At 65.4% G+C, this 15300-nt stretch carries 14 protein-coding genes; 5 read left to right on the forward strand and 9 right to left on the reverse strand.

The genetic code is table 11. The features are described from left to right. Nucleotides 1–109 precede the first annotated feature (109 nt). Nucleotides 110–1606 carry a CYTH and CHAD domain-containing protein gene (locus GQB03_RS00500; RefSeq protein ID WP_159682716.1) on the forward strand — a complete coding sequence of 499 codons (1497 nt, stop codon included), beginning with the start codon at nucleotides 110–112 and terminating at the stop codon, nucleotides 1604–1606. Here the strand turns inward: GQB03_RS00500 and GQB03_RS00505 are convergent, their stop codons facing one another. Continuing rightward, nucleotides 1607–2680 (reverse strand): acyltransferase family protein, encoded by a 1074-nt coding sequence (locus GQB03_RS00505; RefSeq protein ID WP_159682719.1) that lies wholly within the window; start codon nucleotides 2678–2680, stop codon nucleotides 1607–1609. It abuts the gene before it with no gap. Between the two features lie 214 nt (nucleotides 2681–2894). Between GQB03_RS00505 and GQB03_RS00510 the strand changes: the two genes are divergently transcribed. Together GQB03_RS00510 and GQB03_RS00515 are read left to right on the forward strand one after the other, a co-directional pair. After that, a complete protein-coding gene (locus tag GQB03_RS00510; RefSeq protein ID WP_159682722.1) occupies nucleotides 2895–3347 on the forward strand; it encodes a SixA phosphatase family protein in 453 nt (150 codons plus the stop codon). 169 nt (nucleotides 3348–3516) lie between these two features. Further along, nucleotides 3517–3951, forward strand: a complete 435-nt coding sequence (locus tag GQB03_RS00515; RefSeq protein ID WP_159682725.1) for a CBS domain-containing protein — start codon at nucleotides 3517–3519, stop codon at nucleotides 3949–3951. A 56-nt stretch (nucleotides 3952–4007) separates the two neighbouring features. Here the strand turns inward: GQB03_RS00515 and GQB03_RS00520 are convergent, their stop codons facing one another. Both GQB03_RS00520 and GQB03_RS00525 read right to left on the reverse strand, forming a co-directional pair. Beyond that, on the reverse strand, nucleotides 4008–4331 hold the full coding sequence (locus GQB03_RS00520; RefSeq protein ID WP_159682728.1) for a DUF2249 domain-containing protein: 324 nt from the start codon (nucleotides 4329–4331) through the stop codon (nucleotides 4008–4010). A gap of 147 nt (nucleotides 4332–4478) precedes the next feature. Further along, complete coding sequence (locus GQB03_RS00525) at nucleotides 4479–5045, reverse strand: cyclophilin-like fold protein (protein WP_159682731.1); 567 nt, start codon at nucleotides 5043–5045, stop codon at nucleotides 4479–4481. Nucleotides 5046–5264: 219 nt separating this feature from the next. On the opposite strand from GQB03_RS00525, the gene GQB03_RS00530 reads away from it, so the two are divergent. Beyond that, a complete protein-coding gene (locus GQB03_RS00530) occupies nucleotides 5265–6161 on the forward strand; it encodes a DMT family transporter (RefSeq protein ID WP_159682734.1) in 897 nt (298 codons plus the stop codon). Between the two features lie 66 nt (nucleotides 6162–6227). Here the strand turns inward: GQB03_RS00530 and GQB03_RS00535 are convergent, their stop codons facing one another. Then, nucleotides 6228–7631, reverse strand: a complete 1404-nt coding sequence (locus GQB03_RS00535; RefSeq protein WP_159682737.1) for an 8-oxoguanine deaminase — start codon at nucleotides 7629–7631, stop codon at nucleotides 6228–6230. A gap of 106 nt (nucleotides 7632–7737) precedes the next feature. Here GQB03_RS00535 and GQB03_RS00540 point away from each other — a divergent pair, with 106 nt between their 5' ends. Beyond that, nucleotides 7738–8964: an HD-GYP domain-containing protein gene (locus GQB03_RS00540; RefSeq protein WP_159682740.1), complete on the forward strand. Its 1227-nt coding sequence runs from the start codon at nucleotides 7738–7740 to the stop codon at nucleotides 8962–8964. Here the strand turns inward: GQB03_RS00540 and guaD are convergent. The 5 genes from guaD to GQB03_RS00565 form a co-directional block, all read right to left on the reverse strand. Then, nucleotides 8961–10283 carry a guanine deaminase gene (gene guaD / locus GQB03_RS00545; protein ID WP_159682743.1) on the reverse strand — a complete coding sequence of 441 codons (1323 nt, stop codon included), beginning with the start codon at nucleotides 10281–10283 and terminating at the stop codon, nucleotides 8961–8963. The two genes, GQB03_RS00540 and guaD, sit on opposite strands and share 4 nt — an antisense overlap. 182 nt (nucleotides 10284–10465) lie before the next feature. Continuing rightward, nucleotides 10466–11560, reverse strand: coding sequence for a BMP family ABC transporter substrate-binding protein (locus tag GQB03_RS00550; protein WP_159682746.1), 1095 nt, complete (start codon nucleotides 11558–11560; stop codon nucleotides 10466–10468). Between the two features lie 96 nt (nucleotides 11561–11656). Continuing rightward, nucleotides 11657–12589: an ABC transporter permease gene (locus tag GQB03_RS00555; RefSeq protein WP_159682748.1), complete on the reverse strand. Its 933-nt coding sequence runs from the start codon at nucleotides 12587–12589 to the stop codon at nucleotides 11657–11659. Between the two features lie 12 nt (nucleotides 12590–12601). Further along, nucleotides 12602–13663 (reverse strand): ABC transporter permease, encoded by a 1062-nt coding sequence (locus GQB03_RS00560; RefSeq protein WP_159684003.1) that lies wholly within the window; start codon nucleotides 13661–13663, stop codon nucleotides 12602–12604. Then, nucleotides 13656–15236 (reverse strand): ABC transporter ATP-binding protein, encoded by a 1581-nt coding sequence (locus GQB03_RS00565; protein ID WP_159682751.1) that lies wholly within the window; start codon nucleotides 15234–15236, stop codon nucleotides 13656–13658. Before GQB03_RS00565 ends, GQB03_RS00560 begins: the two co-directional genes overlap by 8 nt. Nucleotides 15237–15300: the final 64 nt, after the last annotated feature.

Consider the following 15300-nt stretch of genomic DNA (forward strand, 5'->3'; position numbering starts at 1 on the left):
GGGGTGCGGCACCGCTCAGCACGGCCTCGAGCCGGCACCCTGGCCTGTAATATTACAGAGCACCCGAACGCGCATGACTCGGTACGGACCGACGACTACAATCCGCCCGATGAAAGCCGAAATCGAGTTGAAACTCACGCTCCCGCCCGAGAGCCTGCCCGCATTGCGCCGCCATCCCATGGTTGTCGGCGCCGAACGGGCAGCGCGCACCGCAACCCTTTTGAACACCTACTTCGACACGCCGGATCTGTCGCTCAGCGAAAAACGGATCGCCCTCCGCACCCGCAAGCAGGGACAACGCTGGCTGCAGACCGTCAAGGCGCAGGCAACATCGAGCGGCGGTCTGTCTGCGCGGCCCGAATGGGAAAGCCCCTACGCGGATCGCTTCGACTTTTCCGCCATTGATGAACCATCGGTCAAGCGCCTGCTCGATGCGGTCGGGGACCAGCTGATCCCGCTGTTCACGACCGATTTCAAGCGGGAAACCCGCCGCCTCACGCCCGCGACGGGGGTCAGCGTGCTGATGATGATCGATCACGGGAGCATCTCCGCCCGCGGGCAGCAGACGCCGCTGTGCGAAGTCGAACTCGAACTCGAGAACGGCGCACCAGCCGACCTTTACGACCTGGCGATCGCGCTCGCCCGGGATCTGCCGCTGCTGCCCGAGGATGTCTCCAAGGCCGAGCGTGGCTTGCAGCTCTTCCTCGATCGCCCGGCGCAAGCGATGCGGGCCCAGGATTCCCCGGTCTGTCACAGCGACTCTCCCCTCGGGGCCTTCCGCAAGGTCGCGCTCGATGGACTGCGCCAATGGCAGGCCAATGCGGTCGGCGCCCAATCGAGTGACGACCCCGAATGGGTGCATCAGATGCGGGTCGCGCTGCGCCGCACGCGCTCGGCGATCAAGCTGTTTGCCCATGCGCTGCCCGAAGACTTCGTGGCGCGCTGGCGCGCGGAGCTGCAGGATGCCGCGTCCTCGCTCGGCGAGGCACGTGACATCGATGTGCTGCACGGCGAGCTGCTGCAGCCGATACTCGACGATCCTGCCAGTACGCCGGAGATCGAAGCCCTGTCCGCGCTGGTACTCCAGAAACGTGAGGCGGCACGCACCCATGTGCTCGACTGGCTCAGACATCAGCGACAGGGCGAGCGCATGCTGCGCTTCGCAGCCGAACTGGCGGCACTGCAGGGCAACGCGCTGGACGCATCGGCCGACCTCGCCACCTTTGCCAGCCTGCGACTGGGGCACCTGCGCAAGCGCTGCCGCAATCGCTGGCGGGAAGCCGATGCCGGCGACGTCGAGGCGCTGCATATGCTGCGCATCACGCTCAAGGCGCTGCGATATGGCATCGAGTTCTTCACCCCGCTGCTGCCGGCGAAGCTGCTCAAACCCTACCGGCGCGAACTCGCCGCCGCACAGGAGGCGCTCGGTTACCTCAACGACGTCGCGGTTGGCAGATCGCGTCTCGGCGAATGGACGCGGGACGACGCCCTGTTGCGCGAAGCAGTGGCCTTCGTTGCAGGCTGGCACGCGCCGCGCATCAAGTCCGTGCGGGAGTCGATTCTGCGCGACACCCGCAAACTGCTGTGGGGCCGCAGGCTCTGGTGATCAGGCTGGCTGCGGGCCGAGGAACGCCGGCAGCGGGACCCGTGCCGCGCGCGACTCGACGTAGCGATGGAAGAGTTCGCCGGCACCAATGCTGCAAAGCCAGGCGAACAACATTCCGCCAGCGTTGAGCAGCGGCTGGTCCGGCGCGATCCACGCCAGCAGCGTATTGGTGAGCAAGCAAACCGGGAAGTGCACCAGGAACACCGAATACGAAATACGTCCAAGCCAGCCAGTCAGCCGCGACCCCGACCATCCTGCCCCGAGCCGGCCGACGCGTACGAGCGCAAGCGCCAGGGCGACGATCGCGGCGACGAGGATTCGCATCCGGAAATCGAGCAACAGCGCGGCGGCGGCAAGCACGCACAGCGCTGCGATCCACGGCAAGGGCCTGCCGCGGGTGCCGCACCACCAGGCAAGCGCGCCGAATGCGTAGGAGCCGAAGAAATAGATGGCGAGGTTGTCCCAGGACGGATCGCGGTTGAAATGCAGCAATGCGGCGGCGCCGAGCGCCAGCACCAGGGCCGGACCGATCACCGCCGCGGGTCCGGGAGAGGCAACGAGGCCACGCACCAGCCACAGCACGCCGAGCATCATCACGAACAACTGGAAATCGATGGCCACGTACCAGACGCCGGCGGACAGCGCCTCATAACCAAGCACATCGTGCAACAGCAGCAAGTGCGCTAGAACCTGGGGCAGAGCGGGCGTACCGGGCACCGATTCATGGATGAGCGATTGCCGCACCACGGCGGCGACCAACATGCCGATTGCCAACACCACCGCATAGGGCATCACCAGGCGCAGGTAGCGACGCGCCACCTCCCTGACCGGCTGGCGTACTTGCAGCACGCCGCCAGGCGCAAGCCGCATCGCTCCGAGGAAGCCACCGATGACGAGGAATACCTGCACCGCCATGCGCCCGTATTCGCTGAGCCAGGAGATCGCGGATGGTGCCAGCGGGAATGCCACATCCGACATCGGCCCGTAGAATGCCAGGTGATGCAGAACGATGAGTTGCGAGGCGATCGCCTTGAGGGCATCGACGAGAGGAAGACGAGTGTTTGCGCTGCGCATTGGACGATGCATCCACCTGAGCGGGGGTTCGGACCGGCAAACAATCCGCCGGATCGCCGGTGCGCGGATTCTATCCAATCGGCACGCCTCCGCTGCGGACTTGGTGTAACAAGTTATTTGCCGATGGCCGACGGCCAATGCCCGAACGATTCGGCGCTGTCACGGTACTGAAATGGTCCGGAGCTATAGTCGCGCCCCTCTCGAGGAGGGAGATATGGATCTCTTGTTATGGCGTCACGCCGAGGCGGTCGACGGCACGCCCGATCACACCCGCGAATTGACCGAACGCGGTATCAAACAGGCTCGCAAGGTCGCGCACTGGCTGGCAGACCGACGCCCCAAGCGCATGCGGGTACTCGTCAGTCCGACCATGCGCACCCGTCAGACTGCGAGCGCTTTCAGTGATGACTTCGAAATCGTCTCGGCACTCGGCCCCGAGGGCACCGTCGCCGACCTTCTGGCTGCTACCGGCTGGCCGGACGCGAGCGGAGCGGTTCTCGTGGTCGGGCATCAACCCGCGCTGGGACAGACGGCATCGCTGCTGCTCGCCGGAAGCGAAGCCAACTGGACGATCAAGAAAGGCGCGCTGTGGTGGTTCACCAACCGGGTGCGCAACGACGAAACGCAGACAGTTCTGCGCGCCGTGCTGCCCGCGGATCTCGTCTGAACGGGCCCACCGCCCCCTTCCCGCGGCCATCGGACACGTCGTCATCCGGTAAGGAAAGCGGGCTAGAATGACGCGGTCAGAAAATGGCCTCTTGTCGGGGAGAACAAAACCGCACACCCGGCGAGGCAGTGAATCACGGAAACAACTCGTTCACCTCAGGAGACACCGCATGCCGAATCGCCAAGTAGCCTCGATCATTGAGAACCAGGTCGTTACCACCGCCAAATCCACGGACACGGTCCGCTCGGCCGCCGAACGGATGTGCGAGCGCAGGATCGGCGCGATTCTGGTCGTCGATGGCGAGAAGCTCGTCGGAATCTTCACCGAACGCGATGCCCTGAACCGTGTCATCGCCGCAAACCGCGACCCGGACAGCACGCGCCTGTCGGAGGTCATGACCGCGGACCCGCAGTCGATCGCTCCGGATGCGCCGTTTCGCAATGCGCTCCACCTGATGTACGAGAACGGCTATCGCCATGTCCCGGTCACCGATAACGGCCGACCGCTCGGCATGGTATCGGCACGCGACGCGCTCGGTCCCGACATGCTCGAATTCGAATCCGATCTGAAACTGCGCGAAAACATCACCGAGATTCTCGGCTGACAACGATATCGCCGGGCGGCCGCCAGCGGCCCCCGGCAGTGCTTCCCGGCCGGCAGCTACAGGCCGCTCGAGCAGCCGCAACCGCCTCCGCCGCCACCACAGCCCCCCTGTGCCACCTCATCTGCGGGTGCGGCCGCCCCGGCTCCAAGACAGATCGTGAAGTCGATGACGATATCGCCCGAATCGCGACTGACATAGGCGATCGACACTTGCTCCCCATAACGTTGCCGTAGTTGCGACAGCAGCGGCAGCGGATCGTGATCGTTTACGAAGCGCATGACTTCACCGTCGCCCAGCGACTCCAGCGCACCGAAGATGGCCGCGTGACGCAGACGTTTGGCTACGCCACGGGCATCGAAAACATGTACATGCTCGACCATTTTGAACAACCTCGTGAGAATACGGCTTCTTGCCGGATAGCCCATTCTCTGGAAAAGGCCTGCTTGTATCCTTGAGGCAAAACAACCGGCACCGGAAGTCGAGCAAATGCCGCTGCATGCGCGCGCCGTCCTGCTGCGGGACGCGCCCTAAGCCAGACGTTCGACGGTCACGAGATCACCGTTGCGCACCGATGACAACAGATGGTGATCACCAGCGATCCGGCCGAGAACGTTCACGGCGGTCAGCAGGCAGCATTCGTAGCCGCGCGATTGTGGGGCGAAGCCGGACTGGAGAACGAGGGAAGCCCCTTCGACCCAGTAGCACACCGTCCCGGGCTCAACCGCCTGGGTAGCGGTTTCGTCGAGGCGCATCGTGCTTGCCAGGGGGAGCACCAGCTCATCGCCCGAACGATCGGCGCCGATCGTCGTTGGCAACGCATCGAGCAGCGCCTGCACCGATGGCGTGTCGAACAGCTCGGCCTCCAGTCGTCCCGCTGGCCAACTGATCGAAATGCGCACGCTCATGCGTACCCCCCCATCTGCGCCCGCCCGGCAGGTCGGTATCTGCAAACGGGTGCCAGGCTCGCCAAAACGCCCTGGCCAACCGCTTCCGATACCATTCGCATCATCGTCGATGTCTCCCCTTGAGCCTGCCGGATCTGCGGCACGCGCGCCCTTGCGGATGATGCCATGCCGATCACGCGGGATGGCCATGATCTTGCCGACCCGCTCCACGGTATATCGAAAGCCTGATACCGGCAGGCCCGGGGCCGGCTAGAATGCGGGCCTTCCGGCACTTTCGTGTCGACCGGTGAATCGTCTGCGGGTACCCGCGACGAGACGCTTCACCGCGGAGCGGCCAACAGAATCGGGCACGTTCCGATTTCCTCAACACCGACCCGGCGGCTCGCGCCGGACAGCAAAAGGCAACACATGTCATCCGCCCTTGCAATGCGACGCCGCGCTTTCGCGGCCCTGGCCCTGCTCTCCCTGATATGGGGATACAACTGGGTCGTGATGAAGGAAGTACTGCATTACACCGATCCCTTCGACTTCACCGCCGTACGCACCCTGCTCGGCGCGGCGTCCCTGTTCGCGGTGATGCTCATCCGCGGCACCGACATGCGCCCCGTTGCGATCCGCGACACGATCCTGCTGGGGCTGGTCCAGACCGCCACGTTCACCGCGCTGATCCAGACGGCGCTGGTCACCGGCGGTGCCGGCAAGACCGCGGTGCTGGTCTACGCAATGCCCTTCTGGCTGCTCCCGCTCGCCTGGCTGCTCCTCGGCGAGCGAATCCGTGGCCTGCAGTGGCCGGCCATCGTGCTGGCCGCCGCCGGATTGATCCTGATCGTCGAACCGTGGGCGTTTCACGGCAGCTCGGCCGGTACCGCACTGGCCCTGGCCGGCGGCATCGCCTGGGCGGCCAGCGCAGTCATGGTCAAGCGCCTGCGCGCCAGACACAACGTCGAGTTGCTGCCGCTGACTGCCTGGCAGATGCTGTTCGGTGCGATCGCACTGACGATCGTCGCGCTGCTCCATCCCTCGGAGGCGACGCGTTTCACACCCTATTATTTCGGTGCGCTCGCCTTCAACGCCCTGCTCGGCACCGGTCTCGCGTGGCTGTTGTGGCTCTACATCCTGCAGCACCTGCCCGCCGGCCTTGCCGGTCTGTCGACACTGATCGTGCCGGGCGTCGGCGTCATGGCCGCATGGATCCAGCTCGGTGAGCGCCCGTCACTCACCGAAGCCGCCGGCATGGGACTTATCGGCGGCGCACTCGCGCTGCTGAGCCTGCAGAACCTCGGCCGAGGCCGATCCCCGCGCTGACGGGCCCGCCACCTTCGACGGCAACACCGTCCGGGTATCGGACCCTGCCCGCGCTCCAGGCTTGGCTCATGCCCGCCCCGCTTTTTCCAGCATGTGCCGCGCGATGCGATTGTGCCGCTCGATCAGCGGGCCCAGCTCCATTCCGACGAGCTGCCCCTCCTCGACAACCACGCGCCCGTCGATCATCGACAGCCACACCCGCCCGGGCGAGCAGGTCACCAGTGACGCCACCGGATCGCCCAGTCCCCCGGCATGGGCCAGGTCGTCGACCCTGAACGCCACCAGATCGGCCGACATGCCCGGCGCAAGATGGCCGATGTCGTCGCGGCGCAGGACCTTCGCGCCGCCCAGGGTCGCAAGCTCCAGCGCCTCCCGCGCCGAGAAGCGGTCGGCCCGCGATTCGAAGCCCGGCCAGCCGACGCGCTGCAGCAGCATCGCCTGACGTGCCTCGCCGAGCATGTGATTGCCATCGTTCGAGGCTGAACCGTCCACCCCCAGCGCCACCTTGACGCCGGCATCCACCATACGCCGTACAGGCGCGATGCCGGAGGCGAGGATCATGTTGCTGCTCGGACAGTGGCACACACCGGTGCGCGAACAGGACAGCTTGTGAATCTCCGCCTCGTCGGGGTGCACCATGTGGGCAAACCACACGTCGTCACCGAGCCAGCCGAGGCTCTCCATGTATTCGATCGGACGCATGCCGAAGCGCTCCAGACAGAAACGGTTCTCGTCGATGGTCTCGGCAAGGTGGGTATGGAGGTTCACCAGTGGATGGCTGCGGGCGAGTTCTGCGGAGCGCTTCATCAGTTCCGGCGTGACGCTGAACGGCGAGCATGGCGCGAGACCGATGCGCAGCATCGAATGACGCCCGGCATCGTGGAAGCGCTCGATCACCCGTTGGCTGTCGGCAAGGATGCTGGCCTCGGAGTCGCATACCGCGTCGGGCGGCAGACCGCCCTGGCTCTCGCCGAGGCTCATCGAACCGCGGGTCGGGTGAAAGCGCACGCCGAGTTCCCGTGCGGCTGCGATCTCGTCGTCCAGCGTCGAGCCCCCGGGAAAGAGGTAGAGGTGGTCCGCAACGGTCGTTGCGCCGGACAGCAGCAACTCCGCCAGCCCGACCTTGGCGCTCGTGTACACCGCCTCGGCGTCCATCTGGCCCCATACCATGTACAGCGTCTTCAACCAGTCGAACAAGGACAGTCCCCGCGACGTGCCGATGCTGCGGGTAAGGGTCTGGTAGAGATGATGATGGCAGTTGACCAGGCCCGGCATCACCACCGTGCCGCGTGCGTCGATGATCCTTTCCGGCACCCTACCCGAGCGCTCGAGCAAAGCCTCGAGCTCCACCGTAGAGCCGACCTGCTCCACCACACCGTCGCGAACCAGCACCGCCCCATCGGCAATTTCCCGACGCCCGCTGTCCATGGTCACCAGCACTTCGGCATTGCGAACCAACACGCTACTCATCCGAGACCTCCCCGGCCAACAATAGAAACCATTCGCATTCCGCCCTCAAGCCCGGTGTCGATCGGCCGTAAACAGCATCGATCGCCCCACAAGAAACACGATACAGATGCGCTCGATTCACTTCCGCGCCATTCCCGGAGTCCTGTTGGCGGGCCTGCTCCTTGCCATTGTCGCGGGTTCGCTGGCCTACTTCTTCAGGCTCTCGCGCATCGACGAACAACTGCTGCGCCAAGCCCAGGTGGAGAGCGTTCATCTGCTCGAAGCGTCGGCAGCCAATGGTCAGCTCGGCAAGGGCCTGGCACTCCTGACGCAAGGGCGTTTCCTGCTCGTCCGCGCATACGACCCTGCGCGAACCCTGCTTGGTCAATCGATATCGGGCGACGCCGATCCGTCGCTGGCAAGCTTCGCCCCGGCCCGACCGCTGCCCTTCGATCTCGAGCACCCCTCTTTCCAGCGTCTGCAGATCGGTCCCCTCTCGGCACTCGGGGTCAGCTTCCCGCTGCTTCGGGACGGCAAGGCCTGGGGGCTGCTCGAAGGCGTTTACCTCATGAGTCCGGCCGACGAAAAGCGGATCCACGACGAACTCCTCCGCGAAGCGATGTTCGTTGTCCTGACCGTGCTCGTCACCGCGGTGCTGCTTTACCCGGTGACCGTGGGGCTGTGCCGCTGGCAGTCCCGCCCGTCCGCAACCGCGCTCTCCGGAAACCTCGAAGTCCTGGAGATGGTCGGCAACATGATCGCCTCCCGCGATGCCGAATCCAACGCCCACAACTATCGGGTCACGCTTTACGCGCTGCGCCTCGCGGACGAGGCCGGCCTGCCCCAATCGGCCCGGACCGGTCTGATTGCCGGCGCCTTTCTTCACGACCTCGGCAAGATCGCGATCCGCGACGCGATCCTTCTCAAGCCCGGCCATCTTTCCGAATCGGAGACGGTGGAGATGCGCCAGCACGTCAGACGTGGCGTGGAGCTGGTGAAGCGATCCCGCTGGCTCGCCCAGGCACGCGAAGTGATCGAGTTCCATCACGAGAAATTCGACGGCAGCGGATACCCGCGGGGCGTTTCCGGCGAAAAGATACCGCTTGCCGCCCGGATTTTCGCGATCGCCGACGTATTCGATGCGCTCACCTCGATACGCCCCTACAAGTCCGCCGCATCGCTCGAAGACGCGCTCGAGGTCATCACCCGCGAAGCGGGGCGCCATTTCGACCCGCACCTGGTTGCATGTTTTCTGGTGGTGGCCGCCGATGCGCACGCACGGTGGCAGGGCGCCACCGAGGACACCCTTCGCGCCGCGCTCGAACCTCATCTGAACGCCGCCTGTTCCGCCTAGGCGTGGCATCGCGCATACCTGCACACGCCCGCAACATGGCTCTCGCTCACCGCCCGATCGTCGCCGAGCATCATCAGCGCAAACAGCCGCTCGGCGAGGGTGGAGGTCTTTTCCATGCGGCGTGCCATCAGCGGCGTCGCGGCAAGGTCGAACAGCACGAAGTCCGCGTCGCGGCCGGGCTCGAGGTTGCCAAGGCGCTGATCCAGGTAAAGCGAACGCGCGCTGCCCAGCGTGGCGAGATAGAAGGCCTGGAAGGGTGACAGGTTCTGCCCAGCCATCTGCGCCACCTTGTAGGCCTCGTTGAGCGTCTGCAGCATCGAGAAGCTGGTGCCGCCGCCCACATCGGTGGCGAGACCGACACGCACCCCGAAGGCAGCGGCCGCCTCGAGATCGAACAGGCCGCTCCCGAGGAAGAGATTCGAGGTCGGGCAGAATGACATCGCCGTGCCGCTCTTCGCCATGCGCTCGCGGTCGGCCACGTCGAGATGGATGCAGTGCGCATAGATGGCGTTCGGGCGCAGCAGGCCGAAGCGATCGTACACATCGAGATAGCTGCGCGCCCACGGAAACAGCTCCGCCACCCAGGCCACCTCGTCGCGGTTCTCGGCGACGTGCGACTGAAGGTACACGCCGGGATGTTCGTCGAGCAGGCGTCCGGCCAGCTCGAGTTGCCGTTCGGTCGAGGTCGGCGCGAAGCGCGGCGTCACGGCGTAGAGCGCGCGCCCCTGTCCGTGCCAGCGCTCGATCAACGCCTTGCTCTGGGCATAGCCCGACTCCGCGGTGTCGGTCAGGAAATCCGGCGCATTGCGGTCCATCATGACCTTGCCGGCGAGCATGCACATGTTGCGCTCGGCCGCGGCTTCGAAGATCGCATCGACCGACTGCGGATGCACCGTCGCGAAGCACATCGCCGTGGTGGTGCCGTTGCGGAGCAGTTCGTCGCAGAAGAAGCCCGCGACCTCGCGCGCCACCGCCACATCCTCGAAGCGGCGTTCGGCGGGGAAGGTGTAGGTGTTGAGCCAGTCGAGCAGCTGCGCGCCATGGCTGGCGATAATGTCGGTCTGCGGGTAATGGATATGGGTGTCGATGAACCCGGGCATCAACAGCATGCCGCGCCGGTCGATCAGCTCGACCGCCTCGGGCAGACCGGACAACAGCGCCTCGGCGGGCCCGATCGCGGCTACCTTGCCATCGGCGACCAGCAGCACGCCGTCTTCGAAATACTCGGTTGCCGCCTCACCGCACTGCGCGGGATCGGCCAGAAAATGCAGGATGCTGGCACGGATCGCCCGCACGCCGCGCGTGTCTTGAAGCGTCATTGAATTCTCCCGCGGGCCGTGCCGGGCATGCCGATGAGAAAACCAGCCTGCCCGACCACGCGGAGGTGCCGCGCATGCGACGCGCTACATCACGTCGCCCGGCGCGCGGCAGGGTCATCGGGAAGCCGCCGGAACGAAGGCTCCGGCGACCGGAAAACGGCCCGCCTTCGGCGGGCGCCAGCTCAGTGCTTGGGCAGGCGCGACGAGACGCCTTCGACGAAATAATCCATCTTGCCGAGCACATCGTCGGCCATCACCTGGCCGGCAGCGAGTCGCTCCTTGCCGTCCTGGTCCACGACCGGGCCTGTGAAGGGGTGGAAACTGCCGGCGGTGAGCTTGGCTTCGAGATCGGTGACCATCGCCACCACATCCTTGGGGATCACCGGGTTGAGCGGCGCGAGCTTGATCATGCCTTCCTTGTAGCCGCCCCACACGCTGCCCGGCTTCCAGGTACCGTCGAGCACCGACTGGGCGGTGCGGGTGTAGAAATCGCCCCACTGGTGGGTGGTGGCTGTCAAGTGCGCCTTGGGACCGTACTTCGACATGTCCGAGTGATAGCCGAAGGCGTACTTGCCCTTCTCCTCGGCGGTCTGCACCACCGCGGTCGAATCGGTGTGGTGGGTGATGATGTCAGCGCCCTGCGACAGCAGCGTGGTGCTGGCCTCGCGCTCCTTGCCCGGGTCGTACCAGGAATTCACCCAGATAACCCGCACCTCCGCCTTGGGGTTCACACTGCGCGCACCGCGAACGAAGGCATTGATGCCCTGCAGGACTTCCGGAATCGGGAAGGCCGCCACATAGCCCAGTACGTTCGACTTGGTCATCTTGCCGGCGATCACGCCGCACAGGTAACGGCCTTCGTAGAAGCGCGCGTTGTAGATGCCCATGTTCTTGCCCATCTTGTAGCCGGTGGCATGCATGAACACCGTCTTGGGAAACTGCCGGGCGACGCGCTCCATGTAGTTCATGTAGCCGAAGCTGGTGGCGAAGATGAGCTTGTTGCCACTGGCCGCGAACTCGCGGATAACCCGCTCCGCGTCGGCGCCCTCGGCCACGTTCTCGACGTACTTGGTGACGACCTTGCCAGCCAGCGCCGATTCCATCTGCTTGCGACCGAGGTCGTGTTGGTAGGTCCAGCCGGCATCGCCGATCGGGCTTACATAGACATAGCCGATCTTCATCGGATCTGCGGCAAAGGCACTGCGCATTGCACCCGGTACTGCGGCTGCACCGACTGCGGCGGCGAGCGACTTGATCACGGTTCTGCGGGACGTCATGAGTACTACCTCCTGTTCATCAATCTTTGGCCGGTGCTGCCGGCCCATGTCTGAAACCCGGGGTGGCGGCCTGACCCTCCGGCCGCCGGCAAAACATCAGGTATCCGCGCGATACGGCTGGCCCAGCGACACCGGCGCGTTGAGCCTGATCGTGGCTGCATTGCGCGAGATGATGACCAGCACCACGATTGTCGCCCAGTAAGGCAGCGAAGAGAGCACCTGCGAAGGCATGTCGATCTCCAGCCCGGAGCCCTGCACGAACAGCTGCGCAATCATCACGCCACCAAACAGATAGGCACCGACCATCACCCGCAACGGTCGCCAGGTGGCGAACACCACAAGTGCAAGCGCAATCCAGCCGCGGCCGGCAACCATGCCCTCGACCCACAGCGGCGTGTAGAACACCGACAGGAAAGCCCCACCGATGCCGGCCATCGCACCGCCGAAGAGCGTCGCGAGGTAGCGGATGCGGATCACCGGGTAGCCGATCGAATGTGCCGACGCCGGGGCCTCGCCGACCGCGCGCAGCACTAGTCCGGCGCGGCTGCGATAGAGGAACCACACCACCGCCCACATCAGCGCCCACGAGAAGTACACCAGCGCCTGCTGGTTGTAGAGTGCCGGCCCGATCACCGGGATGTCCGCCAGGAAAGGCAGGCGGATGGGCGGCACCGCCGCAAGTGCCACCGACTCGAAGGGCTTGCCCACGAAGGCCGACAGCCCCACGCCGAAGATCGACAGCGCCAGCCCCGAGGCCACCTGGTTGGCCATCAGCGAGAGCACCAGGATGCCGAACAGAAAGGACATCACCATGCCTGCGCCCATGCCCGCCAGCACCCCGAGCCAGGGACTACCCGTTTCGTGCGTCACCGCGAAAGCCGCGATCGCCCCCATCGCCATCATCCCTTCTGCTCCGAGGTTGAGCACCCCGGACTTCTCGCTCACCAGCAAGCCCAGCGCCACGATCACCAGCGGCGTGCCCGCCACCACGGTGGCGAACAGCATCGACGTAATCAGATTCGCTTCCATGTCCGCGCCCTCCTATTTGCCGCCCTTCAGGCGCAGGCGGTAGTGAATGAAAACATCGGCGCCGAGCAGGAAGAACAGCAGCATGCCCTGGAACACCTTGGAGATCGACGAAGGCAGGTTGAGGTATTGCTGGGCCTGCTCCCCGCCGAGGTAGAGCAGCGCCATCAGCAGGCTGCCGAAGAAGATGCCGACCGGATTGAGACGGCCGATGAAGGCCACGATGATCGCGGCAAAGCCGTAGTTGTTCGACACGTGCTCGGTAAGCTGGCCCATCGGCCCGGAAACCTCCGCCATGCCCGCGATACCCGCGGTGGCGCCGCCCGCCAGCATGCCGATCCAGATCGTGCGGGTGGCGGAAAACCCGGCGTAGCGCGCCGCCGCATCGGCCTGACCCGCAACCCGCATCTGGAATCCCAGGAAGCTGCGCTGCATGAAGACATAGCCCACCGTCAAAAGACCCAGCGCGATGACGAAGGCAAAGTTCAGACGGGTCCCCTCGATCAGCATCGGCAGCAGCGCCGAATCGGCAAACATCTTGGTCTGCGGAAAGTTGAATCCCTCAGGATCCTTCCACGGCCCGTGCGCCAGCCACGACACCGCGAGCTGGGCGATATAGACCAGCATCAGCGAAGTGAGGATCTCGTTGGCGTTGAAGCGGGTCCGCAGAAAGGCCGGGATCGCAGCCCACAGGGCACCGCCGATTGCCCCGGCCAGCACCATCGCTGGCAGCACCATGGCGCTCTCGCTGTCGATGAAATACAGCGCCAGGCCACTCGCCGCCACCGCCCCCATCACGTACTGCCCCTCGGCGCCGATGTTCCACACGTTGGCGCGGAAGCCCACCGCCAGCCCCACCGCGCAGAGCATCAGCGGCGTTGCCTTGAGCAGCAGCTCGGAGATGCCGTAGGTGTCCTTGACCGGATTGAGGAAGAACACCCGGAAGCCTTCCAGCGGATCGGTTCCGAGTGCGGAAAACACCATCAGCCCGCCAATAAGGGTGAGCGCCACCGCCAGCAGCGGTGACAGGTAGGCCATGAGCTTTGACGGCTCGGGCCGCGCTTCGAGCTTAAGCAGCATGGCTCACCTCCTCGACCCCGGCCGCACCGGGCCACATGCCGCTCATCCACACGCCGATCTCCTCGACGTTGGTCTCGGCAGCCGGCTTGGTGGGCGACAGGCGCCCGTTGGCGATCACCGCGATGCGATCGCTGATCTCGAACAGTTCGTCGAGCTCTTCGGAGATCACCAGGATCGCGGTACCGCGATTGCGCAGTTCGATCAGCGACTGGCGGATGAAAGCCGCCGCGCCCACGTCGACGCCCCAGGTGGGTTGCGCCACGACCAGCACCTTCGGAGCCTGCATGATTTCCCGTCCCATGATGTATTTCTGCAGATTGCCGCCCGACAGGCTCTTCGCCTCCGCACCCGGACCGCCGCATTTGACGTTGTAGGCGGCGATGCATTCGGTGGAGAACTTCTCCATCGCACCGAAATTGATCAGCCCGCTCCGCAGCAGGCCGGCGCCGGTATGCGCGGTGAGCAGCGCGTTCTCGGCGAGCGACATACGCGGCACGGCGCCGCGCCCGAGCCGTTCCTCGGGCACGAATCCCATGCCTGCGCTGCGACGCTGGTCGGGCGGCATGCGTCCCGCCTCGATGCCGCAGATCTGCACCGGAAACTTCTCGGCGAGCGGCTCCTCACCCGATATCGCGTACAGCAACTCCTGCTGACCGTTGCCCGAGACACCGGCGATGCCGACGATCTCGCCCGAGCGCACATCGAGGTGGATATCTTTCAGATCGGTGCCGAAGGGATCTTCCGACGCGTGCGACAGCCCCGCCAGGCGCAGGCGGACCTCGCCGCCCGCCGACGCGGCGCCGTGCTCGCACACCGGCAAGTCCTTGCCGATCATCAGCCGGGCCATCGACGCCGGCGTCTCCTGCGAGGGCGTGCAGCTGCCGGTAACCTTGCCGGCGCGCAGCACCGTGGCGGTGTGACAGAGCTCCTGGATCTCGTCGAGCTTGTGGCTGATGTAGAGGATCGAGCACCCTTCCGCGGCGAGCTGGCGCAGCGTCTCGAAGAGCTTGCGTACCGCCTGCGGGGTGAGCACCGAGGTTGGTTCGTCCATGATCAGCAGCCGCGGGTTCTGCAACAGGCAGCGGATGATCTCGACGCGCTGGCGCTCGCCGACCGACAGCGCATGCACCATCCTGCGCGGGTCCACCGGCAGGCCGTAGCGCTGCGAAACCTCCTCGATCTGCTTCGCCAGCGCCCTGAGATCGGGTTTGCCGGGCAGCGCGAGGGCGACGTTCTGAGTGACGTTGAGCGTCTCGAACAGCGAGAAGTGCTGGAACACCATGCCGATGCCGAGGCTGCGCGCGTGCGCCGGGCTCTCGACCTCGACCGTTTTCCCTTCCCACTCGATCTCGCCCTCGGTCTGCCGGGTGACACCGTAGATGATCTTCATCAGGGTGGATTTGCCGGCGCCGTTCTCGCCGAGCACCGCGTGGATCTCGCCGGGCTGCACCGTGAGGTCGATGCCGTCGTTGGCCACCACCGACGGATAGACCTTGCGGATGCCTCGCAGCGTGAGCCTCGGCGTGCCGTGTGGCGCGGCGGAAGGCGGCTGCGGAGTCGGATTCGTCATCTAGTTCTCCTTTTGCTGGGTGCTGCCCAAGTACCTGTTTCCACTCGACGCGCGACGGCAAACA

Origin of the sequence: Cognatazoarcus halotolerans, assembly GCF_009800965.1 — a bacterium.
Lineage (GTDB): Bacteria > Pseudomonadota > Gammaproteobacteria > Burkholderiales > Rhodocyclaceae > Cognatazoarcus > Cognatazoarcus halotolerans.

What these genes read in the sequence shown, in the direction of transcription:
- GQB03_RS00515 (WP_159682725.1), top strand. Translation starts at nt 3,517, where the DNA reads ATGCCGAATCGCCAAGTAGCCTCGATCATTGAGAACCAGGTCGTTACC.
- GQB03_RS00565 (WP_159682751.1), bottom strand. Translation starts at nt 15,236, where the DNA reads ATGACGAATCCGACTCCGCAGCCGCCTTCCGCCGCGCCACACGGCACG.
- GQB03_RS00510 (WP_159682722.1), top strand. Translation starts at nt 2,895, where the DNA reads ATGGATCTCTTGTTATGGCGTCACGCCGAGGCGGTCGACGGCACGCCC.
- GQB03_RS00520 (WP_159682728.1), bottom strand. Translation starts at nt 4,331, where the DNA reads ATGGTCGAGCATGTACATGTTTTCGATGCCCGTGGCGTAGCCAAACGT.
- GQB03_RS00535 (WP_159682737.1), bottom strand. Translation starts at nt 7,631, where the DNA reads ATGAGTAGCGTGTTGGTTCGCAATGCCGAAGTGCTGGTGACCATGGAC.
- guaD (WP_159682743.1), bottom strand. Translation starts at nt 10,283, where the DNA reads ATGACGCTTCAAGACACGCGCGGCGTGCGGGCGATCCGTGCCAGCATC.
- GQB03_RS00505 (WP_159682719.1), bottom strand. Translation starts at nt 2,680, where the DNA reads ATGCGCAGCGCAAACACTCGTCTTCCTCTCGTCGATGCCCTCAAGGCG.
- GQB03_RS00550 (WP_159682746.1), bottom strand. Translation starts at nt 11,560, where the DNA reads ATGACGTCCCGCAGAACCGTGATCAAGTCGCTCGCCGCCGCAGTCGGT.
- GQB03_RS00525 (WP_159682731.1), bottom strand. Translation starts at nt 5,045, where the DNA reads ATGGCCATCCCGCGTGATCGGCATGGCATCATCCGCAAGGGCGCGCGT.
- GQB03_RS00500 (WP_159682716.1), top strand. Translation starts at nt 110, where the DNA reads ATGAAAGCCGAAATCGAGTTGAAACTCACGCTCCCGCCCGAGAGCCTG.
- GQB03_RS00530 (WP_159682734.1), top strand. Translation starts at nt 5,265, where the DNA reads ATGTCATCCGCCCTTGCAATGCGACGCCGCGCTTTCGCGGCCCTGGCC.
- GQB03_RS00555 (WP_159682748.1), bottom strand. Translation starts at nt 12,589, where the DNA reads ATGGAAGCGAATCTGATTACGTCGATGCTGTTCGCCACCGTGGTGGCG.
- GQB03_RS00540 (WP_159682740.1), top strand. Translation starts at nt 7,738, where the DNA reads ATGCGCTCGATTCACTTCCGCGCCATTCCCGGAGTCCTGTTGGCGGGC.